Origin of the sequence: Streptomyces mutabilis (genome assembly GCF_014649815.1) — a bacterium.
In the GTDB taxonomy this organism is placed as follows: domain Bacteria; phylum Actinomycetota; class Actinomycetes; order Streptomycetales; family Streptomycetaceae; genus Streptomyces; species Streptomyces mutabilis.
In genome coordinates this window covers 665,458-686,456 of record NZ_BMTT01000001.1, presented here as the reverse complement: position 1 = coordinate 686,456, position 20,999 = coordinate 665,458, and the positions used below count along the sequence as shown (strand labels likewise).

The 20,999-nt window shown below is 72.1% G+C and carries 16 protein-coding genes and 3 pseudogenes; 9 read left to right on the top strand and 10 right to left on the bottom strand.

From position 1 onward, the window contains the following. Nucleotides 1-11: 11 nt before the first annotated feature. On the top strand, nucleotides 12-983 hold the full coding sequence (gene speB, locus IE142_RS03005; protein WP_100047064.1) for an agmatinase: 972 nt from the start codon (nucleotides 12-14) through the stop codon (nucleotides 981-983). Continuing rightward, on the top strand, nucleotides 980-2,665 hold the full coding sequence (locus IE142_RS03000) for a thiamine pyrophosphate-binding protein (RefSeq protein ID WP_191884232.1): 1,686 nt from the start codon (nucleotides 980-982) through the stop codon (nucleotides 2,663-2,665). Before speB ends, IE142_RS03000 begins: the two co-directional genes overlap by 4 nt. 12 nt (nucleotides 2,666-2,677) lie before the next feature. Here IE142_RS03000 and IE142_RS02995 read toward each other — a convergent pair whose 3' ends face one another. The 5 genes and pseudogenes from IE142_RS02995 to IE142_RS02975 all read right to left on the bottom strand — a co-directional run. After that, nucleotides 2,678-3,517: an endonuclease I family protein gene (locus IE142_RS02995; protein WP_191884231.1), complete on the bottom strand. Its 840-nt coding sequence runs from the start codon at nucleotides 3,515-3,517 to the stop codon at nucleotides 2,678-2,680. Nucleotides 3,518-3,668: 151 nt separating this feature from the next. Further along, the gene (locus tag IE142_RS02990; RefSeq protein ID WP_191884230.1) at nucleotides 3,669-5,939 is read right to left on the bottom strand and encodes an ArnT family glycosyltransferase; all 2,271 of its coding nucleotides are present in this window, start codon (nucleotides 5,937-5,939) and stop codon (nucleotides 3,669-3,671) included. Between the two features lie 75 nt (nucleotides 5,940-6,014). Then, nucleotides 6,015-6,620 (bottom strand): hypothetical protein, encoded by a 606-nt coding sequence (locus tag IE142_RS02985; RefSeq protein WP_191884229.1) that lies wholly within the window; start codon nucleotides 6,618-6,620, stop codon nucleotides 6,015-6,017. 133 nt (nucleotides 6,621-6,753) lie between these two features. Then, nucleotides 6,754-6,942: pseudogene (locus IE142_RS02980) on the bottom strand (DUF397 domain-containing protein); the annotation flags it as partial. An 8-nt stretch (nucleotides 6,943-6,950) separates the two neighbouring features. Beyond that, nucleotides 6,951-7,731, bottom strand: a pseudogene (locus IE142_RS02975) (helix-turn-helix domain-containing protein); the annotation flags it as partial. 162 nt (nucleotides 7,732-7,893) lie between these two features. Here IE142_RS02975 and IE142_RS02970 point away from each other — a divergent pair. After that, entirely contained in the window at nucleotides 7,894-8,217 is a 324-nt protein-coding gene (locus IE142_RS02970; protein WP_191884228.1) for a hypothetical protein, read from the top strand. After that, nucleotides 8,214-8,411, top strand: coding sequence for a hypothetical protein (locus IE142_RS02965; protein ID WP_306432524.1), 198 nt, complete (start codon nucleotides 8,214-8,216; stop codon nucleotides 8,409-8,411). Before IE142_RS02970 ends, IE142_RS02965 begins: the two co-directional genes overlap by 4 nt. Nucleotides 8,412-8,441: 30 nt before the next feature. Here the strand turns inward: IE142_RS02965 and IE142_RS02960 are convergent, their stop codons facing one another. Next, entirely contained in the window at nucleotides 8,442-8,813 is a 372-nt protein-coding gene (locus IE142_RS02960) for a hypothetical protein (RefSeq protein ID WP_191884227.1), read from the bottom strand. Nucleotides 8,814-8,903: 90 nt separating this feature from the next. On the opposite strand from IE142_RS02960, the gene IE142_RS02955 reads away from it, so the two are divergent. Then, complete coding sequence (locus tag IE142_RS02955; RefSeq protein ID WP_191884226.1) at nucleotides 8,904-9,917, top strand: esterase-like activity of phytase family protein; 1,014 nt, start codon at nucleotides 8,904-8,906, stop codon at nucleotides 9,915-9,917. Here IE142_RS02955 and IE142_RS02950 read toward each other — a convergent pair. After that, nucleotides 9,910-10,266 (bottom strand): hypothetical protein, encoded by a 357-nt coding sequence (locus IE142_RS02950; protein ID WP_191884225.1) that lies wholly within the window; start codon nucleotides 10,264-10,266, stop codon nucleotides 9,910-9,912. The genes IE142_RS02955 and IE142_RS02950 overlap by 8 nt on opposite strands. Before the next feature lie 169 nt (nucleotides 10,267-10,435). Here IE142_RS02950 and IE142_RS02945 point away from each other — a divergent pair, with 169 nt between their 5' ends. From IE142_RS02945 to IE142_RS02935, 3 genes are all read left to right on the top strand, one after another. Then, nucleotides 10,436-14,167 carry an ABC transporter ATP-binding protein gene (locus IE142_RS02945; RefSeq protein WP_191884224.1) on the top strand — a complete coding sequence of 1,244 codons (3,732 nt, stop codon included), beginning with the start codon at nucleotides 10,436-10,438 and terminating at the stop codon, nucleotides 14,165-14,167. A 104-nt stretch (nucleotides 14,168-14,271) separates the two neighbouring features. Continuing rightward, entirely contained in the window at nucleotides 14,272-14,643 is a 372-nt protein-coding gene (locus IE142_RS02940; RefSeq protein WP_191884438.1) for a hypothetical protein, read from the top strand. 91 nt (nucleotides 14,644-14,734) lie between these two features. After that, nucleotides 14,735-16,159 carry a S28 family serine protease gene (locus IE142_RS02935; protein ID WP_191884223.1) on the top strand — a complete coding sequence of 475 codons (1,425 nt, stop codon included), beginning with the start codon at nucleotides 14,735-14,737 and terminating at the stop codon, nucleotides 16,157-16,159. A gap of 52 nt (nucleotides 16,160-16,211) precedes the next feature. Here IE142_RS02935 and IE142_RS02930 read toward each other — a convergent pair whose 3' ends face one another. Together IE142_RS02930 and IE142_RS02925 are read right to left on the bottom strand one after the other, a co-directional pair. Continuing rightward, entirely contained in the window at nucleotides 16,212-16,889 is a 678-nt protein-coding gene (locus IE142_RS02930) for a hypothetical protein (protein ID WP_191884222.1), read from the bottom strand. A 143-nt stretch (nucleotides 16,890-17,032) separates the two neighbouring features. Beyond that, nucleotides 17,033-18,880: a glycoside hydrolase family 3 protein gene (locus tag IE142_RS02925; protein ID WP_191884221.1), complete on the bottom strand. Its 1,848-nt coding sequence runs from the start codon at nucleotides 18,878-18,880 to the stop codon at nucleotides 17,033-17,035. A 588-nt stretch (nucleotides 18,881-19,468) separates the two neighbouring features. On the opposite strand from IE142_RS02925, the pseudogene IE142_RS02920 reads away from it, so the two are divergent. After that, a pseudogene (locus IE142_RS02920) lies at nucleotides 19,469-19,778 on the top strand (ATP-binding cassette domain-containing protein); the annotation flags it as partial. Here IE142_RS02920 and IE142_RS02915 read toward each other — a convergent pair. After that, nucleotides 19,762-20,562, bottom strand: coding sequence for a sugar phosphate isomerase/epimerase family protein (locus tag IE142_RS02915; RefSeq protein ID WP_191884220.1), 801 nt, complete (start codon nucleotides 20,560-20,562; stop codon nucleotides 19,762-19,764). The pseudogene IE142_RS02920 and the gene IE142_RS02915 sit on opposite strands and share 17 nt — an antisense overlap. Between the last annotated feature and the right edge of the window lie 437 nt (nucleotides 20,563-20,999).

Sequence of the window (20,999 nt, the reverse complement as noted above, 5' to 3'; positions counted from 1 at the left end):
GAAGGCAGTACATGAGCAGCAACGAGACGCCCCGCGGCCCCGTCGACTCCTCCCGAATCCCGCGGTACGCGGGCCCCGCGACCTTCGCCCGGCTGCCCCGCCTGGACGAGGTCGGTACCGCCGACGTCGCCGTGGTGGGCGTGCCGTTCGACTCGGGCGTCTCCTACCGGCCGGGCGCCCGCTTCGGCGGCAACGCCATCCGCGAGGCCTCCCGCCTGCTGCGCCCGTACAACCCGGCCCAGGACGCCTCCCCCTTCGCCCTCGCCCAGGTCGCCGACGGCGGTGACATAGCCGTCAACCCCTTCAACATCAACGAGGCCGTCGAGACCGTGGAGGCCGCCGCCGACGACCTCCTGGGCACCGGCGCCCGCCTGATGACCCTCGGCGGCGACCACACCATCGCCCTGCCCCTGCTGCGTTCGGTCGCCAAGAAGCACGGCCCGGTCGCCCTGCTCCACTTCGACGCCCACCTCGACACGTGGGACACCTACTTCGGCGCCGAGTACACGCACGGCACCCCGTTCCGCCGCGCCGTCGAGGAGGGCATCCTCGACACCTCCGCCCTCTCCCACGTGGGCACCCGCGGCCCGTTGTACGGCAAGCAGGACCTCACCGACGACGAGAAGATGGGCTTCGGCATCGTCACCTCCGCCGACGTCTACCGTCGCGGCGCCGACGAGGTCGCCGACCAGCTCCGCCAGCGCATCGGTGACCGCCCGCTCTACATCTCCATCGACATCGACTGCCTGGACCCCGCCCACGCCCCCGGCACCGGCACCCCCGAGGCCGGCGGCATGACCTCGCGCGAGCTGCTGGAGATCCTGCGCGGCCTGGCGTCCTGCAACCTGGTGTCGGCCGACGTCGTCGAGGTCGCCCCCGCGTACGACCACGCGGAGATCACGTCGGTCGCCGCGTCCCACACCGCGTACGAACTGACCACGATCATGTCCCGCCAGATCGCCCAGGAGAAGGCAGCGCAGTGACCCACGACCACGACCTGGTACTCCGTCCGACCGGCGCCCAGACGGAGGCCGCACTGAACCCTCCCCCCGGCCGCAACGGCGGAGACCTGGTCGTGGAGACGCTGGCCGCGCTCGGCGCGACCACCGTCTTCGGCCTGCCCGGCCAGCACGCCCTCGGCATGTTCGACGCCTTGCGCCGGTCGGACCTGCGCTACATCGGCCTGCGAGTGGAGAACAACGCCGGTTTCGCGGCCGACGCGTACGGCCGCATCACCGGTGAGGCCGCCCCGCTGCTCCTGTCCACCGGCCCGGGAGCCCTCACCTCCCTGGCCGCCCTCCAGGAGGCAAGGGCGGCCTCCGCTCCCGTACTGGCGATCAGCAGCCAGGTCCCGACGGCCGGCCTGGGCGGCGGACGCCACGGCTACCTGCACGAACTCCCCGACCAGGCCGCGTCCTTCCGGGGCGTGGTGAAGTCCGTCCACACGGTCCGCACCCAGTCCCAGATCCCGTCCGCGATCGCGGAGGCATGGACGTCGGCGCTGACCGTCCCGCACGGCCCGGTGTGGGTGGAGATCCCGCAGGACGTCCTCCTGGCGAAGACGCCGATCCCGGTGGTGACCGGCGGCGACACCTTCCCCGAGGAACTTCCCCCGCGCCTCGAACTGACGGCGGTCGCCGCCGACCTGCTCTCGCGCGCGGAGCGCCCCGCGATCATCGCGGGCGGCGGGGTCGTCCGGGCGGACGCGTCGAAGAAGCTCCGGCAACTGGCCGAGCGTCTCCAGGCGCCGGTCGTCACGACTTTCGGCGGCAAGGGCGCGTTCCCGTGGACGCACCCCCTGTCCCTCCAGTCCTGGCTGGAGGACCGCCACACCACGGACTTCCTGGAGGACGCCGACGTACTCCTCGTCGTCGGCTCGGGCCTCGGTGAACTCTCCTCGAACTACCACACCTTCAAGCCGCGCGGCCGGGTCGTCCAGATCGAGGCCGACCTCGGCAAGCTCGAGTCCAACCACCCGGCCCTCGGCATCCACGCCGACGCCCGCCTCGCCCTCCAGGCGCTGCTGGAGACGGTGGGGGAGCGGACCGACCCGGCGGCCCCGGAGCGCGTGCGCGAGGTACTGGCCAAGGTCCGCGAGCGCATCGCGTCCCAGGAGCTCACTCTGGAGCAGGACGTACTGGCCGCCGTCCGCAAGGCCCTCCCGCGCGGCGCGCCGTCCTTCTGGGACATGACCATCCTGGCGTACTGGGCGTGGTCGGCCTTCGACGCCAAGGCCCCCAACACCATGCACTCGGCCCAGGGCGCCGGTGGCCTCGGCTACGGCTTCCCGGCGGCCCTGGGCGCCGCGGCCGCCGACCCCACCCACCCGGTGCTGGCGGTGTCCGGCGACGGTGGCGCCCTGTACTCCATCGCCGAACTGGCCACCGCCCGCCAGTACGACCTGAACGTCACCTGGCTGATCGTCGACGACGGCGGCTACGGCATCCTGCGCGAGTACATGACCGACGCCTTCGGCGAGCCGACCGCGACGGAGCTGACCCGCCCCGACTACGTGGCCCTCGCCGAGTCGTTCGGGGTGCCCGGCGTCCGTACGTCCCCGCAGACCCTGGAGACGGATCTGGCGAAGGCGCTGGCGGCACCGGGCCCCTCGGTCGTCGTCCTACCGGCCGTACTGCGCATGTTCGCGCCGACGCACCTGGACTGACGGCGTCGGCGCCTACCAGATCGCCTCGACCCACTCCGGGTGGTCGACGAACGGGTTGCGGTTGTGCTGGTAGTCGTCGTAGATGACCTGGTTGCGGCGCTGCTCGAAGGCGTCCGGCGGGTCCTCGTCGTTCCATTCCTTCAGTACGGCGAGCTTGCCGATGTACGGGCTGCTGCCGTTGTCCACGCTGCCGTTGACCTCGAGGTCGGCCCAGCCGTCGCCGCCCTCGTAACGGACCGCCATGTAGAAGATCATGCGGGCCACGTCGCCCTTGACGGCGTCGCGGGGTTCGAAGGAGTCGGAGTCGGTGAGGCTGCCGCCGCTGTCGGTGAAGCCGCTGCCGCCGTTGTCGAAGTCCTTGTTGCCCCGGACGCCGTTGACCCGCACGTCCTCGGGACGCAGGTGGTGGATGTCCGTGCCGGGTCCGGTCGAAGTGCCGAAGTCGCCGTGGGACTTGGCCCACACGTGCTCGCGGTTCCAGTCGCCGGTGTCCCCGCCGTTCAGGGACTTGCTGCGGGAGATTCCCGAGTAGAGCAGGATGACGTTGCCGCTGTCGGCCGGGTCCTGGTCGGTGACCTTCAGGGCGTTCCAGACCGCCGAGTACGAGAGCTTGGTCTGGTCGCTGATGATGGTGTGCAGGGAGGACTTGAGGCTGTCGCCCGTCTTGCCGATCGCGTCCCTGTAGTACGTCGAGTCGTAGTCCGATGCCGTGGTCGTCGCCGCTGTGGTCGTCGCCGTGGCGGAGGTCGCCTTGGCCGGGGTCGCGGTCAGCGAGGGGGCGGCGAGGCCGGCGAGTGCGACGGCCGTGGCGAGGGCCACCGCTTTCCGGTGCCGTGGGCGTATCGCGAGCATGTGGGGTGTCCGATCTACGCGTGTGGAGTGGAGCGGTGAATCGAGCGTGACATGGACATGTAGGAGACGGGGTGTACGGAGCGTGGCGATTGCGTGACGACGGCCCCCGACCGGGGTGGTCGGGGGCCGTCGTGCCGGTGTGCGGAAAGGGTCAGTTCACGTCCGCGGGGTCCAAGCGGTAGAGACCGGAGGCGGTTTCGGTACCGGAGCCGGAATCACCGGTGGTGGAGTCGGACGAGGAGGAGGCGGCGTACTCGCTCTCGCTCACGGCCGTGCCGTGCTCCTGCACCCACTGGGTCACCTCGGCGCTGAGCCCGGCACCGCCGCCCATGCCTCCGCCGACCTGGACGTAGTGCAACTCGCCCTTCTTCACCAGCTCCTTGAGCCGGGCGAGGGTCATCGCGTTGTCGCTGCCCGACCAGCCCCACATGGAGATGACCGGCTCGCCGCTGCTGAGGATGAGCTGGGCGGCGCTCTGCGAACTGGGGACCGCCAGCAGCCACTTGGCGCCGTCCCGGTGCTTCTTCAGGTAGGCGGCCAACTCGGTGCTCGCGCCACCCATGCCGCCACCTCCGCCGAAGCCTCCGGCACCACCCTGCTGCCTGCCCGGACCCGCGCCACCGACCGTGTCCGCGCCACCGTCGGTGTCCGAGGCGCTGTCCGTGTCCGTGCCAGTGTCCGTCGGGCCGTCTGTGTCCGTGTCCGTGTCGTCGGCGGTCGTGCCGTTCTGCGGCGGTGTGCCGGTCGTGGGTGTGTCGGTTGTGTCGCCTGTGCCGTCGGGGTTCCGGCCGCCGCCCGGGAAGGTTCCGCCGCCCGGGCCGCCTTGGCCTTCCTGGGACTGACTGCCGGGGCCCTCGCCGCCGGGACCGCCTTCGCCGCCGCCCGGGAACCCGCCCCGGCCGCCGCCTCCGCCCGGGCCGCCCATGCCCCCGCCCGTCGACGGACCGGCGGTCGGGTTGGTCCCGCCCATGCCGCTGCCCGAACCGGACGGCACCGACCAGGCGTACGCCGCCGGACCCGCGACCCCGGCGACGACGGCCGCCGCCACGGACACCGCCAGCAGCCGCATACGGCGCCCCGAACGGAAGCCGAGCAGGCCCGCGATCGCCAATGCCATCACCACCGCGATCGTCGGCCACAGCCAGGAGTGCCAGCCGGAGGCGCGGCGCAGCAGCACGGTCGCCCAGATCCCGGTGACACCGAGGGCGAGCGGCAGCACCCACACCCAGCGCCGGTCGGCCCGGAAGGCGCGCAGCAGCATGACACCGCCGCCTCCGCACAGCGCCGCGATGCCCGGCGCGAGCGCGGTCGTGTAGTACGGGTGCATGGTGCCCTCGGCCATGCTGAACGTCAGGTAGTGCAGCACCGTCCAGCCGCCCCACAGCACCAGCGCGGCACGCGTGGGGTCGGTGCGGGGAGAGCGGCCGCACAGCACCAGGCCGCCGACGAGCGCGATGCCGGCGAAGGGGAGCAGCCAGGAGATCTGACCGCCGAGGACGTCGTTGAACATCCGCCCGACGCCCGCGGCACCGGAAAAACCGCCCCCGCCGCCACCGCCGCCCCCGCCCATGTTGCCGTCGCCGCCGAAGATCCGGCCGAGCCCGTTGTATCCCATGATCAGGTCCCAAGCGGTGCCGTCCGTCGAACCGCCGATGTACGGCCGTTCGGAGTCCGGCACCAGGGACACCGCGGCGGCCCACCAGAAGCTGGAGACCACCAGGGTGACGGCGGCGAGCATCAGATTCCTGATCCGCTTCGCCCAGCCCAGGTTCGTCGCGTACACGTACACGACGAAGACCGCCGGCAGCGCGATGTAGCCCTGGAGCATCTTCGTGTTGAAGGCGAGCCCGAAGCAGACCGCCGAGCCGAGCAGGGGCAGCAGTCGCGCGTCGCGGACCGCACGCAGCCCGAGGGCCGCCCCGCCCACCATCAGGAACACCAGCAGCGTGTCCGGGTTGTTGTCCCGGTTGATGGCGACCGTGATCGGGGTCAGAGCCAGCACCAGCGCGGCGACCGTCGCCGCGCCGTGGCCCCACACCCGCTTCACGGAGGAGTGGAGTATCCAGATCGTCACCAGCGCGGCGGCGATCAGCGGCAGCATCATCTGCCAGGTCCCGTACCCGAGGAGGCGACAGGACAGCCCCATGACCATCAGGGCGAAGGGCGGCTTGTCGACGGTCAGGAAGTTCCCCGCGTCCAGCGAGCCGAAGAACCACGCCTTCCAGCTCTCGGTGCCGCTGAGCACGGCGGCGCTGTAGAAGCTGTTCAACCCGGCCCCGGACAGGTTCCAGGAGTACAGCAGCGCCGCGAGGGCGAGGATCGCCAACAGGGCCGGCAACGACCAGCGTGGCGTGCCGGGTGCGGGAGACGGTACGGGCGGCGGCTCGGGGGCCGCTTGCAGAGGAGCGGTGGCAGATCTCACCACACCACCGTGTCCACGGCGCTTGGGCAGGGGCTGTGCTCCGACTTGGGGCGAGCTGTGAATCCCGGGCCGGGCTCAGTCGGCCGTCGCCCAGGGAGCGAGCAGATCGCGCAGCAACTCGGCGAAGGCTCCGTCCAGTGTGGCCTCCCACTCCCGGTCACCGACGGCTTCGGGGCACAGGGCGGCGGGACGGGCGATCCACAGGATCTTCCAGGGCCTGGAGTACAGCGCCGCGTCCCTCCACACCCCGCCGTGCGGGGCGAGGGGATGCAGGAGATCGCTGACGCGTTCCGTCGCCACCTGTACCAGGGGACCTTCGATCGCGGCATGCGCCCGGGGGATCGCCGTGCGCGACGTGCGGGCGATGGCCGCGGTCGTCGGATGCTGCCGGACGAGGCGTACGACCTGCGTCAGGTGCCTAACGATGCCGTCAACGGTGCCGTCGCTGGGGTGGGTGCGGCCCACGTCGTCGAAGGCGTAGGCGAGTTCCACCTGAAGCGCGCGCAGGTGGAGCCTGGAGGGGGTCCTCCAGTTCGTGTAGAGGAAATTGCGCGAGGACCCGCAGGCGCGGGCGATGGCGGTGAAGGACACGTCCAGGCCGTCCGTGCGCATGAGCTCGCGCACCGTGCCGATCACGTTCCCGATGCCGAGGGGGTTGCGGTAGTTCCAGGCGGGGGTCATGGCGACCATGGTCGGGAAAAAGTGTGAGCACTTGGGGGGTAAGTGTCATCAGGGCACTCAGATGAGCGACTTGAGGACAGTTCGGGGCTGAGTGTTCACGCTGCGGAGGGAGGGGGGCTTCCTTGAGGGTCCTGATGAACGACGTCCAGCCGGCCGCCGAGAAGACCAACGCCGGGCCAAGCGGGTCCTTCGAATCCCGCACGGGTATCCCGTCGGGATGACCGTCCACCACCTCCAGGCAGCTTCCGGCCTCGTTGCCGCTGTAGGTGGACTTGCGCCAGCCCACAAGGTCGGCCGCATACGGAACAAGGCGTTCAGGCATCGTGTTACGTAGTCCTTCGCTGTCGACTTGAGCAGGGCCACCGTTTCCCGGAGCGACATCGCGTCGCTCAGCGCGTGATAGTAGGCGCCCTGCAATCGCTCGACGACGGCTGGACTGTCGTGGATCTTGGCGACCTGGATTCCTTCCGAGTACGCCACCGGCGGCTGATCCTCGAACCACATGAGGCTCAACATGCTCTGTATCACCGGATAGGCGCCCCGGTCCCGGGGCATCACGTGCACCCGGATGCGTCCTGACTCCGCGAGCCCGGCTACATACGCGAGTTGGTCCGCCATGACCCGTCGGTCACCCACCACCCGGTGCAACAGAGTCTCGTCCAACAGCGCCCAGAAGACGGGCGTGAGGCGGATCATCGAGCTCTTTCGCGCGTTCAAGGCGTGTGACAAGGCGTCTGTCACATTCCTCGTCGGTCAAGGGCGGGTACGTCGTACCGAGAACGGCACGCGCGTACGGCCGAGTCTGGAGAAGTCCGGGAACGAACGTGACAGCCGACTCTCGGATCGCCACCGCCTGCGACTCCAGCTGCCGCGCCGCCTCGAAGTAGTCCGCGACCGCCGCGTCCTCCTCCGGGAGGAAGCTGCTCAGCACGTTCCCCGTGTTCAGCGCCCGGTCCGGTCGCCGCGCGTCCTCCTTCGACGGCACTCGGCGCCCCGCCTCGATGCGTGCGATGTGCGACCGCGTCATGATGGCCATGTCGGCCAACTGCTGCTGCGTCAGGTCGGACGCTTCCCGCTGCTGCCTGAGCCAGTCGCCGCAGATGTTGCTCATCCGTTCGACTCCCGTGTGACAAAGGCGCCGTCACATCCGCACCCCTGGCGAGCCTAGCTCCGGCCGTCTCAATCTGTACGCGCATCGCTACGGAAAGCGAGGCCGCCGCGACCGTGGCACCGGTCCGGGGGCATGGCCACCGACCACCACGGAGTCGACGACATGGGTCACCGTACCGCCCGCCTCGCAGGACCTCACCTGCTTCCGCTGCTCCACCTCCTGCTGCCGGGCTCGGGACGGCGGCGCCGACGGCGCCCCCCAGCGCCGCCCACCGCCCCGCCGTACCCCCCGGACGTCACCGCCCGCCGCACCGGCATGCCGGCCCTGCGCGGAGAGGACAACGCACTCCTACGCCCCTACCTGCTCGCCCACGAGCGACGTGAGGAGGCCGGACGGCAGCGGGCCCGGCGCCGTGCGCCGCGGTTCGCGGTGCACGGTATCGACCTCGGCACGCGCGTGATCCGCGGCGTGGAGGTGGCGCGGTGAACCACGGCCCCCGTCCGGCCCGGCTGCTGCCCTGGGCGAGCCCCGAGGGCAAGCCCTGCTACCTGCTGACCGACGGCGACGGCCCGCTGTCCCGCATCGCCGACGTCGTCGAGACCACCCACCTGGGCATGGCGGAGGACCTGCTCGACCACGCCGCAGCCCTGCTCGCCGACACCCGGACGACGCCCGAGTAACTCCGGTTCCTCCTGACCCGCACCGAGACGTCACTCGACCAGTTCGGGAAAAGCCTCCTTGAGCTCGACGAGTTGAGCGCGGTAGCCGGCGTTGAACTCGGCCAGTCCGCGCTCACCGAGGTTCTTCTCGAGGGCGACTCCCTGTCCGGGCACCAGGGCGGGTATGGCGCGGAACACCTCGCCGGCGGCCTTCACGTGCCGGCCGTTCTGAACGGCGGACACCAGGCCCTTGAAGAGGTCCAACTCCAGGGCCCGGATGCGTCTGCGCGGACTGTCCCGCCCTTCGAGCCTCTCCTCGGCGACCGGCTTCGGCCCGGAGGGTGCGGTGAGGAACTTCAGCACCCGCATCGTCGCGTACAGCCGCCCGGCCAGCTTGTGACCGCTCTCGTTCTGTTCTGGCACGGTTCATTACTTGCCATCTCGACGCCCCCGCATCCCACCCTTCGAGCAGCGGTCAACTTCCGTCCACTCCCCGGCCCTAACCTGACGCCCATGCGCCCGAGAACCCTCCGCACCGTCCTCGCCACCCTCACCGCGAGCCTCGCGGCGGCCGGCTGTCTGACCGCCGCCGCGCCGGCCACTGCCGTGCCGACCACCGCCGCGCAGGAACGGCCGCCGAGGAACGCCTGCTCGCCCGCCGTCTCCCTCACCGGCTTCTCCGACGCCCTGGACAAGACCACCCACGCCGGAACCTACGTCGGCAACCTGTCGGCGCTGGCCGAAGACCGGCGCGGTACGGTCGCCGCCCTCTCCGACCGTTCCGCCCTCTTCCGGCTGGACGCGCGCACGCTGAAGCCGCGGGACGTCATCCCGCTCGCCGACGAGAACGGCGCCGCGCTCGACTCCGAGGGCCTGGTCGTCGACCGGGACGGCACCTACCTGGTCTCCTCCGAGACCGAGCCGTCCGTCCGCCGCTACTCCCGCACCGGTGAGATCCTCGACCGCCTGCCCGTGCCGGACGCCCTGCACACCGCCCCCGCGGGCCGCGCCCGGGCCAACGGCAGCTTCGAGGGGCTGACCCTCCTCCCCGGCGGCCGGACCCTCATCGCCTCCATGGAGTACCCGCTCGCCGGCGACCCCGCAGACGTCGTCCGCTTCCAGACCTGGCGGCGGTCCGGGCACGGCGACTTCCGGCTCGGTGCCCAGTACACGTACCGGACGGACACCGGCCTGGGCGTCCCCGAGGTCACCGCGACCCCCGACGGGCGCCTCCTCGTCCTGGAACGCGGCTTCACCTCCGGCGTCGGCAACACGGTCCGCCTCTACCTGACCGACCGGCGCGGCGGCACCGCACTCGGCAAGACCCTCCTCGCCGACCTCGCCGACTGCCCCACCCTCGGCGCCACCGCCGAGCAGCCCCAGGCCAACCCGCTCCTCGACAACATCGAGGGCATGACCGTGACCGGCCGCACGAAGGGCCGCCTGGACGTCCTCCTGGTCAGCGACGACAACCAGAACGCCGTCCAGACGACCCGCTTCTACGCGCTGCGCCTGCGCCTCAGGTGAGCAGTTTCCTGTGGGCGAGCTCGTACTCCAGCTTCTGGGTGCCGTAGCCGCGCAGGAATTCGGTCTGCTGGGCCTCGCCCAGTGTGGCGGGCGGTGTCTCGGCGGCCGGGTGGAAGTCCGCGAGCGCCCGGAACACCTCGGCCGCGGCGTCCGCGTGCGCCGGACCCCGGCGCTTGGCCTTGCCCAGGTGCCGGTACGCCTTCACCATCCGGTCACCGAACACCGTCAGCGGCCGCTTGGCCGCGTCGTCGCGCGCCGCGTCCAGTTTGCCGTCCTCGCCGGCGAGGACACGCAGCGTGTGCAGGCCCGCGTAGAACCGTCCCCACCGACAGGCGTCGCTGTCCGCCATGGCCCCCCCTTCCCTGCCCGGCCCCACCGGGCTCCACGTGCCACTGACTACCCGGGCCGGGTGCAGATCGAACTTTGTCGCCGCGGGATGAAATCCCCGCTCGCCCGTGTTGGTGCCTTCCGGTAGATCAGGTGAGCAGGACGACCGGACGAACGACCGGAGGGCACGCGTGGACGCGCAACGGGGATGGGCACGACGACTGGCGGGGTATGCCTGGCGCCACCCCAGGGACGTCGTCCTCGCCCTCGGCGCCTCCCTGGGCGGCATGGCCGTCATGGCCCTGGTCCCGCTGATCACGAAGGTGATCATCGACGACGTGATCGGCACCAAGACCAGGGACATGGCCGTCTGGGCCGGTCTCCTGATCGGCGCCGCGGTCGTCGTGTACGTCCTGACCTACATCCGGCGCTACTACGGCGGCCGGCTCGCCCTCGACGTGCAGCACGACCTGCGCACCGACATGTACGGGGCGATCACCCGGCTCGACGGGCGGCGCCAGGACGGACTGTCCACGGGGCAGGTGGTCGGGAGGGCGACCAGCGACCTCCAGCTGATCCAGAGCCTGCTCTTCATGCTCCCGATGACCATCGGGAACGTCCTGCTCTTCCTGATCTCGCTCGTGATCATGGCGTGGCTGTCCCCGCCGCTCACCCTGGTCGCGCTGGCCGTGGCGCCCGCGCTGTGGTTCATCGCCCGCCGCAGCCGCACCCGCCTGCACCCCGCCACCTGGTACGCGCAGGCGCAGGCCGCCGCCGTCGCCGGTGTGGTCGACGGCTCGGTGAGCGGCGTACGCGTGGTGAAGGGCTTCGGGCAGGAGGACCAGGAGACCGGGAAGCTCAGGGAGGTCGGGCGCAGGCTCTTCGCCGGGCGGCTGCGGACGATCAAGCTGAACGCCACCTACACCCCCGCCCTCCAGGCCGTCCCCGCCCTCGGCCAGGTCGCCATGCTCGCCATCGGCGGCTGGCTGGCCGTCCGCGGGAACATCACCCTGGGCACCTTCGTCGCCTTCTCCACCTACCTGGCCCAGCTCGTCGGCCCGGTCCGCATGCTCGCCATGGTCCTCACCGTCGGCCAGCAGGCGCGCGCCGGCACCGAACGCGTGCTGGAGCTTATCGACACGGAGCCGGCGATCGAGGACGGCACCAAGGAGCTGCCCGCCGACGCGCCCGCCACCGTCGAGTTCGACGACGTGTCCTTCGGCTACGAGACCGGCGACGGGAAGAGCACCCCCGTCCTCGACGGCCTCTCCTTCGAGATCCGGCCCGGAGAGACCCTCGCCGTCGTCGGCTCCTCCGGTTCCGGCAAGTCCACGGTCTCCCTGCTCCTGCCGCGCTTCTACGACGTGACGCGGGGCGCCGTCCTCGTCGGTGGCCACGACGTGCGCGAGCTGACCCTCGACTCGCTGCGGGCCGCCATCGCCCTCGTGCCCGAGGACTCCTTCCTCTTCTCGGACACCGTGCGCGCCAACATCGCCTACGGCCGCCCGGACGCCACCGACGAGGAGATCGAGGCCGCCGCCCGCGCCGCGCAGGCGCACGGATTCATCTCCGAGCTGCCCGAGGGCTACGGCACCACCGTCGGCGAGCACGGCCTGACCCTCTCCGGCGGCCAGCGCCAGCGCGTCGCCCTCGCCCGCGCCATCCTCACCGACCCCAGGCTGCTGGTCCTCGACGACGCCACGTCCGCCGTGGACGCGCGCGTCGAGCACGAGATCCACGAGGCGCTGAAGGAGGTCATGCGGGACCGCACCACGCTCCTGATCGCCCACCGCCGCTCCACCCTCGGGCTCGCCGACCGCATCGCCGTCCTCGACCGGGGCCGGCTCGCCGACCTCGGCACCCACGAGGAGCTCCAGGAGCGATCCGCCCTCTACCGGCGCCTGCTGACCGACCCCGACGAACTGGGCGGGGTGTCGCCGGGGCACGCCCGGTCCGCCGCGCCCGCCGAGGACACCTCCGTCCGCGACGAGCTGGACGCCGAGTTCGACGCCGAGCGCGGCGTCACCCCGCGCCTGTGGACCGGCGACCGCACACCGAAGGACACCGCCCTCTCCGGCACCCCGGCCACCCCGGAACTGCTCGCCCAGGTCGACGCGCTGCCCCCGGCCGACGGGACCCCGGACGTGGACGAGGCACGGGCCGTGCAGCCGGAGGAGTCGTACGGCCTGCGCCGCCTGCTGCGCGGCTTCGGCGCCCCGCTGCTGATCAGCCTCGCCCTGGTCGCGGTGGACGCCGGTATGGGGCTGCTGCTGCCTGTACTGATCCGGCACGGCATCGACGAGGGCGTCACACAGCTCGCCCTCGGCGCGGTCTGGGCGGCCTCGCTGCTGGGCCTGCTGGCGGTGCTCGCCCAGTGGACGGCGCAGACCGGCGAGATCCGCATGACCGGGCGGACCGGGGAACGGATCCTGTACTCGCTCCGGTTGAAGATCTTCGCCCAGCTCCAGCGGCTCGGCCTGGACTACTACGAGCGCGAGCTGACCGGCCGGATCATGACCCGGATGACGACGGACGTGGACGCGCTGTCGACGTTCCTGCAGACGGGGCTGGTCACCGCCTTCGTCTCGGTCGTCACCTTCTTCGGCATCATGGTCGCCCTGCTGGTGATCGACGTGCAGCTCGCGCTGGTCGTCTTCGCGACGCTGCCCCCGCTGATCATCGCCACGTACTTCTTCCGCAGGGCCAGCGTGAAGGCGTACGAGCTGGCCCGCGAGCGGGTGTCCACGGTCAACGCCGACCTCCAGGAGTCGGTGGCCGGGCTGCGGATCGTGCAGGCGTTCCGGCGCGAGCACGACGGCGGGCGGCGGTTCGCCGAGCGCAGCGACAGCTACCGGCAGGCCCGCGTCCGGGGACAGTGGCTGATCTCGATCTACTTCCCGTTCGTCCAGCTGCTGTCCTCCGCGGCGGCCGCGGCCGTACTGATCGTCGGCGGTGCGCGGATCGACGACGCGACGCTGACGACGGGCGCGCTGGTGGCGTACCTGCTGTACATCGACCTGTTCTTCGCACCCGTCCAGCAGCTCTCCCAGGTCTTCGACGGCTACCAGCAGGCGTCCGTCTCCCTCGGCCGCATCCAGGAACTGCTGCGGGAGCCGACCTCCACCGAGGCCGCCGAGAAGCCGTCCGAGGTCACGTCCCTGCGCGGTGAGATCGCCTTCGAGGGCGTGCACTTCGCCTACGGGGACGAGGAGGAGGCCCTGACCGGCATCGACCTGCGCATCCCCGCCGGGCAGACCGTCGCGTTCGTCGGCGAGACCGGCGCCGGCAAGTCGACCCTGGTGAAGCTGGTGGCCCGCTTCTACGACCCGACGGGCGGCCGGGTCACGGTCGACGGGCGGGACCTGCGCGACCTCGACCTCACCGCCTACCGGCACCGGCTCGGCGTCGTCCCGCAGGAGGCGTACCTCTTCCCCGGCACCGTCCGGGACGCCATCGCCTACGGACGTCCGGGTGCCACCGACGCCGAGGTGGAGGCGGCGGCCCGGGCGGTCGGCGCCCACGAGATGATCGCCCGGCTCACGGGCGGCTACCTCCACGAGGTCGCCGAGCGGGGCCGCAACCTCTCCGCCGGACAGCGGCAGCTGATCGCGCTGGCCCGCGCCGAGCTGGTCGATCCGGACGTGCTGCTCCTCGACGAGGCGACGGCGGCCCTGGACCTGGCCACGGAGGCACAGGTCAACCAGGCCACCGACCGCATCGCGGGCCGCCGCACCACACTCGTCGTCGCGCACCGGCTGACCACGGCCGCCCGCGCTGACCGCGTCGTCGTCATGGACCACGGGCGGGTCGCCGAGGACGGCACGCACGACGAACTGCTGGCGCTCGGCGGGCGGTACGCGCGACTGTGGCGCACCTTCGTCGGCGCGGCCGAACCGGAGGAACCGGTCGGGGCCGTGCACTGACGCCGGCGCAACCGTGCGACAGGTGCCGTGCGTCCGTACATCCGTACGACAGATCGTCATGCGGAGGGGACGGAGGGGACGCGGTGGGCGAGGGTGGTGCCCGGATGCGCCGGCGGCTTGCGCTCGGCACGGCCGTGCTGACGGCGACCGGGCTGCTGGCCGTGGCGGTGCCGCAGCAGGCGCAGGCCGCCGCGGCGTGCCCGGGCCGCAAGGTCCGGGCGCTGCATTTCGCCACCGGCTCGGTCCTGGTCTACAAGCGTGACGGTCACGTCTGCGCCGTCACCGTCCCGAAGAAGCCCGGCACCAAGCGGCAGATGTCCGTCAGCGTGCAGGCGCGCGGTGACCGGCCGGTCGTGGACTCGGGGCGGTTCGCCTACCGGGCGGGGCCGGTGACCGTGTACGTCGGGAAACGCTGCGTGTGGCTGAGGGGCACGGTGTCCGGACGGTCCGTCAGCTCCGGCTGGACCCTCTGCTGAGACCGGCGGCGGCCATTTCCCGATCTCCCCTGGTGTACGGGTGACTTGCTCCGATAGCTTCCGGCGCACATCTGTTTCACAGGGAGGGTGCATGCGCAAGGCGCTCAGATGGCTGCTGGCGCTCGTGGTGCTCATAGGCACCGTCAGCACGGCGGGCGCGGCCACCGCCGCCGAGCCGAAGGCCGTCGACATCATGGATCGGCTGCTGTCCGTACCGGGCATGAGCCTGATCGAGGAGAAGCCGTACACCGGCTACCGCTTCTTCGTCCTCAACTACACCCAGCCGGTCGACCACCGGCGCCCGTCCAAGGGCACGTTCCAGCAGCGGATCACCGTGCTGCACAAGGACGTGAACCGCCCGACGGTCTTCTACACCGGCGGCTACAGCGTCTCCACGAACCCCAGCCGCCGCGAGCCGACCCAGATCGTGGACGGCAACCAGGTCTCCATGGAGTACCGCTACTTCACCCCGTCCCGGCCCGAGCCCGCCGACTGGTCGAAGCTGGACATCTGGCAGGCGGCCAGCGACCAGCACCGCATCTTCCAGGCCCTCAAGCCGATCTACTCCGAGAACTGGATCTCCACGGGCGGTTCCAAGGGCGGCATGACCGCCACCTACTACGAGCGCTTCTACCCGCGCGACATGGACGGCGTCGTCGCCTACGTCGCCCCCAACGACGTCGTCAACCACGAGGACTCGGCCTACGACCGCTTCTTCGCCCGCGTCGGCACCGGGGAGTGCCGCGACCGGCTGAACGGCGTGCAGCGCGAGGCACTGGTGCGCCGGGCGCCGCTGAAGGAGAAGTACGAGGCGTACGCGGCCGAGAACGGGTACACCTTCGACACCATCGGCAGCCTGGACCGCGCCTACGAGGCCGTCGTCCTGGACTACGTCTGGGGCTTCTGGCAGTACAGCACCGTGAAGGACTGCGCGGACATCCCGGCCGACGCGAAGAACGCGACGGACGACGAGATCTGGAACTCCGTCGACACGATCTCCGGCTTCTCCTTCTACACGGACCAGGGGCTCGCCCCGTACACGCCGTACTACTACCAGGCGGGCACGCAGCTGGGCGCGCCGACGATCCACTTCCCGCACATCGAGAAGAGGTACATCCGCTACGGCTACCAGCCGCCCCGCAACTTTGTGCCGCGCGACATCGACATGCGGTTCCAGCCGTGGGCGATGCGGGACGTCGACACCTGGGTGAAGCACAACGCCCGGCACATGCTGTTCGTGTACGGCGAGAACGACCCGTGGGGTGCCGAGCCCTTCCGTCTGGGCCACGGTGCGCGCGACTCCTACGTCCTCACCGCGCCCGGGATGAACCACGGCGCCAACGTCGCAGGCCTGGTGCCCGAGGAGAAGGCCCTCGCCACGGCCCGCATCCTGGACTGGGCGGGCGTCGCCCCGGCCGAGGTCCAGGAGAATCCGTCGGCGGCCGAGCCGCTGGCGACGTTCGACGCCGAGCTGGACAAGCGTGACGTCCAGCGGGAGCCGGCGCTGCGCCCGTAGGAGCGCGGTACCGGTGGCCGGCTGTGCCCCGGCCGTTGGGACGCTGAGGCGTTCACAGCGGCCGGGCGCAGCCCACCGGCCGTTCGCCGCCGAGGCGGACGTAGAGCCCGGTCGAGGCGGGGCAGTCCGCCCGGGCGGCGACCGCCTCGACCACTTTGAACTGGGGCTTCTTCTTCCCCGTGCCGTCGCAGGCGGTCTCGCGGACCTTGCCGCCGCCGACGCCGTAGACGCAGTCGCCGACGATGGTGCGCGGGCCGCCCCCGCCACCCGGGTCCCCGGGGTGCGGCGGCTGCAGACTGCGCATACAGGCGTAGCCCTGGGGCACGGCCCCGTCGCCGTCCTCGTCGGCGGAGGGGCGCTGCTCGCTGATGTGCAGGACGAAGTCGGTGGTCGCGGGGCACGGCGGCCCGTCGGCCGCGCGTCCGTCCTCCCGGGCCACGACCCGCGCGGCGGCCCGTTCGCTGGAGCACGGTACCTCGGTGAAACTGACCGTCCCGAACGAGCTGCACTCGTCGATCGCCAGGAACACCGCCCCGTACCCGGAGGGCCGCCCGGCCGCCGAACCCGGCGCGGTGTCCCCGCCGGGCGGCCCGTCGCCCCGCGCGGCGCCGCCGCTCGCGCCCGTGTCGCCGCCCGCCAGGCCACCGGACGGGCTCTGGCACCCCGTCAGCAGCACGGCGCACAACGCCGGCAGGGCGCACAGCACCCGCACAGCCGATCTCGCACGCATCGCCATCCCCCCGGATCCCCCGTCCAGCGTGACCCGCCGCAGCGGGGCACGCCAGACGCGCGGGGTGCATTGCGCACGGGTGACGGGGGGCGCCCCCGGCGCGTGGCGTAGGCGCGCTACGGTCGACGACCGGTCACGACCGCCTACGACCGGTACGACAGCCCGTGCCCGAGCGGGTACAGCACCGTCTCAGGATCGTCCGCCCCTACCACCGGCACCGGCAGCTTGCCGCGCGGTCGCACCCGCCCGGCGATCACGCGGGCCGCGGCCCGCACCTCGACGTCCGTCCAGGAGTAGGCGGCGAGGAAGGCGGGGACGTCCGGGAGCTGGGCGACGTCGTACGGATTGCGGACCGCGACCGCGACGACCGGCTTGCCGGTCTCCAGCAGCCGCGCGACCAGCGTGCGCTGACTGCTGCCCGCCGTGACGTTGTACGTCGCGACCACCACCGCGTCGGCGTCCCCGGCCGCCGCGACCGCGCGGTCGATGACGGCGGCGGACGGTGCCGTCCCGGTCGGCAGGGCGGTGGCGGCGAAGCCCAGCTCGGTCAGCGCGCCCGCGAGGACACCGGTGGGCGGCCCGGTCGTGCCGGAGGGGGACGCGGGGTCGGCGCCGACGACGAGCAGCCGGCGGTGCTCTGGGGGCGACAGCGGCAGCAGCCGTCCCTCGTTGACCAGCAGCGTGGTGGACCGCTCGGCGATCCGGTCCGCCGCCTCCAGGTGGCCGCGGGTGCCGACGGTGCGGTCGACGTCCCGGCGGCTGGTGTAGGCGTCCCGGAACAGGCCCAGCTTCGCCTTCAGCCGCAGCACCCGCAGGATCGATTCGTCGAGCCGCGCCTCGGTGAGTTCGCCCTCGCGCACGGCCGTCAGGACGGCGTTCCAGGCGAGCGGCAGGTTCGGCGGGTTGAGCAGCTGGTCGACGCCGGCCTTCAGCGCCAGCACCGGCACCCGTTCGTCGCCGTACTTCGTGCGTACGCCCTGCATGCCGAGGGAGTCGGTGACCACGACCCCGTCGTAACCCAGTTCCTCGCGCAGGATGCCGGTGAGGATGGGTCGGGAGAGGGTGGCCGGGTCGCCGGAGTCGTCGAGCGCCGGGACCACCAGGTGGGCGGTCATGATCGCGTCGATGCCCGCCTCGATCGCGGCGCGGAAGGGCGGCGCGTCCAGCTCCTCCCACTGCTCGCGGCTGTGCGTGATGACCGGCAGGCCGGTGTGGCTGTCGGTGGCGGTGTCGCCGTGCCCCGGGAAGTGCTTGGCGCACGCCGCGACCCCGGACCGCTGGTACCCCGTCACCTCGGCGGCCACCATGTCCGCCACCGCCCGGGGATCGGCGCCGAAGGACCGTACGCCGATCACCGGGTTGGCCGGGTTGACGTTCACGTCGGCGACGGGGGAGTAGTCCTGGCGGATGCCCATGGCGCGCAGCTCGGCGCCCGCGATCCGCCCGAGGGTGCGGGCATCGGACCGCGACCCGCCGGCACCGACGGCCATCGCGCCCGGGAAGAGGGTCGCCGGCTCGCCCACGCGAGCCACGATCCCGTACTCCTGGTCGGTGGAGATGAGCACGGGCAGGCCGCGCGGCGACTCCAGGGACGCCCTCTGGATGCCGTTGGACAGCTCGGCGATCTGGTGCGGGTCGCGGGTGTTGTGCGCCCAGGCGAAGTAGATGATGCCGCCCACCCGGTACTCGGCGACCAGCTCGGCCGCGGTGCGGACGCCGATCTCCTTCAGGTTGGCGTCGATGTCGGCCTGGTCGGGGTCGGTGGCGGAGTGGCCGTAGACGCGCATGACGAAGAGCTGGCCGACCTTCTCCTCCAGCGTCATGCGGGAGATGAGGGCGCGCAGCTTGTCGTCGTCGGGCCTGCGGGCGTCGGCGTACGCGGTGCCGCCGCCGGCCGCGAGCGTCGCGCCGACGACCGCGGTGGCGGTGAGGACGGTACGTCTGGAGGGGTGTGCGGTGCTTCCCGTGCTGGCCGTGCTGCTGTGGTGCACGTGCGCTCCTTCCGGAGTGATCCACTGGGAATCGCTGGAGAGCTGCTGAAGGAAACTTCCAAGGAGTCACCAATATCCGGGAAGTTTCTGCCAGTCAAGGGAGCGCACAGGCATCTTGGGAAGCCGCGGGCAGCGGGCCACAGGGGCCGCCGTCGGCGCCAGGGAGGGGGCGCGCCGACGACGGCGTGCTGCCGGCCGCGGTACGGCTGGAGAGGGTGGTCAGCGATCGCAGCCAGCAGCGAGGCCGACACCGCACCGCGGAGACTCGTCCGACAGCGTGCAGTTTGGACGGACGGGGCGGTACCGGGGTTCCGCCCGGACCCGGGATTCCGCGAAGTCGGTGCGCGCGGGGACGGTGGGGCGCGAGAGGCGGGGCCGGACCACCGGACCGGCCCCCGGGGCCTCCGCCCCGGCTGCTCACCGGCTGCCTGCCGCGTCCTGGCCGTCCGTAGCGTGCGCTGTCGCTGTCCGCTGTGCCCCGGCCGTTCGCCCTTCAGTGCTGTCCGCCGCGTCCGGCCTGCCCGTCGCGGGCTTCGGGCCGTCGCTTGTACCCCTGCGGCTGCGTCCCGGCTGTCCGTCGCGCACCGCGCCGGGACGCTGCTCGCCCTCGGCCTGTTCCGCCCCGCGGACCTGGACCGGCCCGTCGGCGACCTCTCCACCGGGCAGCGGCGCCGCCTCGCACTGGCCCGCCCGGTCGCCGAACCGCACGACCTGCTGCTGCTCGACGAACCGACGAACCACCTCTCGCCCGCCCTGATGGAAGACCTCCAGGCCGCCGGCCGACTACGTCGGCACCCTCGTCGTCTCCCACGACCGGCGCCTGCGGGCGTCCTTCGACGGGCCCGTCACGGAACTGGCGCCCGTCGGGGTGAGCCCGGCCGTCAGGCCGACTCGTTGAGCAGCCGCGCCAGGTGCTCACGTCCCGCGTCCAGCAGGCCGGGCAGCGGCTCGGCCGCCTCGTACCACCGCTTCTCGTACTCCCAGCACAGCCAGCCGTCCCAGCCCTCGCGCGAGAGCACCTCGACGCACTCGCCCAGCGGCAGTACGCCGGCGCCGAGCGGCAGCGGGGTGGTGTCGTCGGCGGAGGCGATGTCCTTGACCTGGACGTACCCGAGGTGCGGGGCGAGGGCCAGGTAGCTCTCGGCGGGATCCTCGCCCCCCAGCCAGGTGTGCATCACGTCCCACAGCGCACCCACCTGCCGGTGCCCGACCAGACTGAGGACGCGCATCGCGTCGGCGCCCGTGCGGTGCGAGTCGTGGGTCTCCAGGAGGATGCGCACGCCGAGGTCGGCGGCGTACTCGGCGGCCGTGCCCAGCCGCCGTGCGGCCGTCGCGTCCGCCTCCCCGGGGCTCTGCTCGGTCCCGCCGCCGGGGAAGACCCGGACGTACGGGGAGCCGAGGTCACGGGCCAGCTGGAGCAAGCCGCGGATCTCGGCGAGCACGGCGTCGTCGTCTCCCGGCGCGGCGACGCGCGCGTATCCCGCCAGGCCCAGCGGCTCGACCCCCGACGCCTCGAACTCGGCGACCACCGCGGCCCGTTCGTCGGGCGTCAGGCCCGGATGCACCGGTTCCTCCGGGTGGGCGCGCAACTCGACACCGTGGTAGCCGTGCGCGGTCGCGAGGCCCAGCACCTCGCGCAGTGGCAGGCCGGGGACACCGAGGGTGGAGAACGCCAGCTTCATGGTGACGGAGCGTACCCGCCCCCGCCGCCCCCACTCCTCCTCACGACTCGGGTGTCGCAGCCCACTCCCGGTCGGACACGGACCGACCGTCCCGGCCGTCCACTGTCGGGTACGGGCCGGCAGTCCCAGTCCGTGCGCTGTCTGGAGGGGGCCGGTGTTCCTGTGTTCCCCGGCCGGCCCGTCGCCGGAAGCGGACCGACACTCCCGGCTCGTCCGCTGCCGGACGCGGGCCTGCATTCGCAGCCGGGTTCCCCGGGCGTGGTCCGGTTTTCCGGCTCGTCCGTAGCCGGGCGAGGCATCCGCATTCCCAGTTCGTCCGTTGTCGGGCGCGGGGCCCGCATCCCCGGCCCGACCGCTCCGGGGCGCAGGCCGCCGTTCACAGCCTGTCGGCTTTGGGGCGCAGGTCGCCGTTCACGGCCCCTCCGCTCCAGGGCGCG

Excerpts from the sequence above, each read along its gene's own strand:
- IE142_RS02995 (WP_191884231.1), bottom strand. The coding sequence starts at position 3,517 with ATGCTCGCGATACGCCCACGGCACCGGAAAGCGGTGGCCCTCGCCACG.
- IE142_RS02970 (WP_191884228.1), top strand. The coding sequence starts at position 7,894 with ATGGGTCACCGTACCGCCCGCCTCGCAGGACCTCACCTGCTTCCGCTG.
- IE142_RS02950 (WP_191884225.1), bottom strand. The coding sequence starts at position 10,266 with ATGGCGGACAGCGACGCCTGTCGGTGGGGACGGTTCTACGCGGGCCTG.
- IE142_RS02915 (WP_191884220.1), bottom strand. The coding sequence starts at position 20,562 with ATGAAGCTGGCGTTCTCCACCCTCGGTGTCCCCGGCCTGCCACTGCGC.
- IE142_RS02940 (WP_191884438.1), top strand. The coding sequence starts at position 14,272 with ATGCGCCGGCGGCTTGCGCTCGGCACGGCCGTGCTGACGGCGACCGGG.
- IE142_RS02935 (WP_191884223.1), top strand. The coding sequence starts at position 14,735 with ATGCGCAAGGCGCTCAGATGGCTGCTGGCGCTCGTGGTGCTCATAGGC.
- speB (WP_100047064.1), top strand. The coding sequence starts at position 12 with ATGAGCAGCAACGAGACGCCCCGCGGCCCCGTCGACTCCTCCCGAATC.
- IE142_RS02930 (WP_191884222.1), bottom strand. The coding sequence starts at position 16,889 with ATGCGTGCGAGATCGGCTGTGCGGGTGCTGTGCGCCCTGCCGGCGTTG.
- IE142_RS02985 (WP_191884229.1), bottom strand. The coding sequence starts at position 6,620 with ATGACCCCCGCCTGGAACTACCGCAACCCCCTCGGCATCGGGAACGTG.
- IE142_RS02955 (WP_191884226.1), top strand. The coding sequence starts at position 8,904 with ATGCGCCCGAGAACCCTCCGCACCGTCCTCGCCACCCTCACCGCGAGC.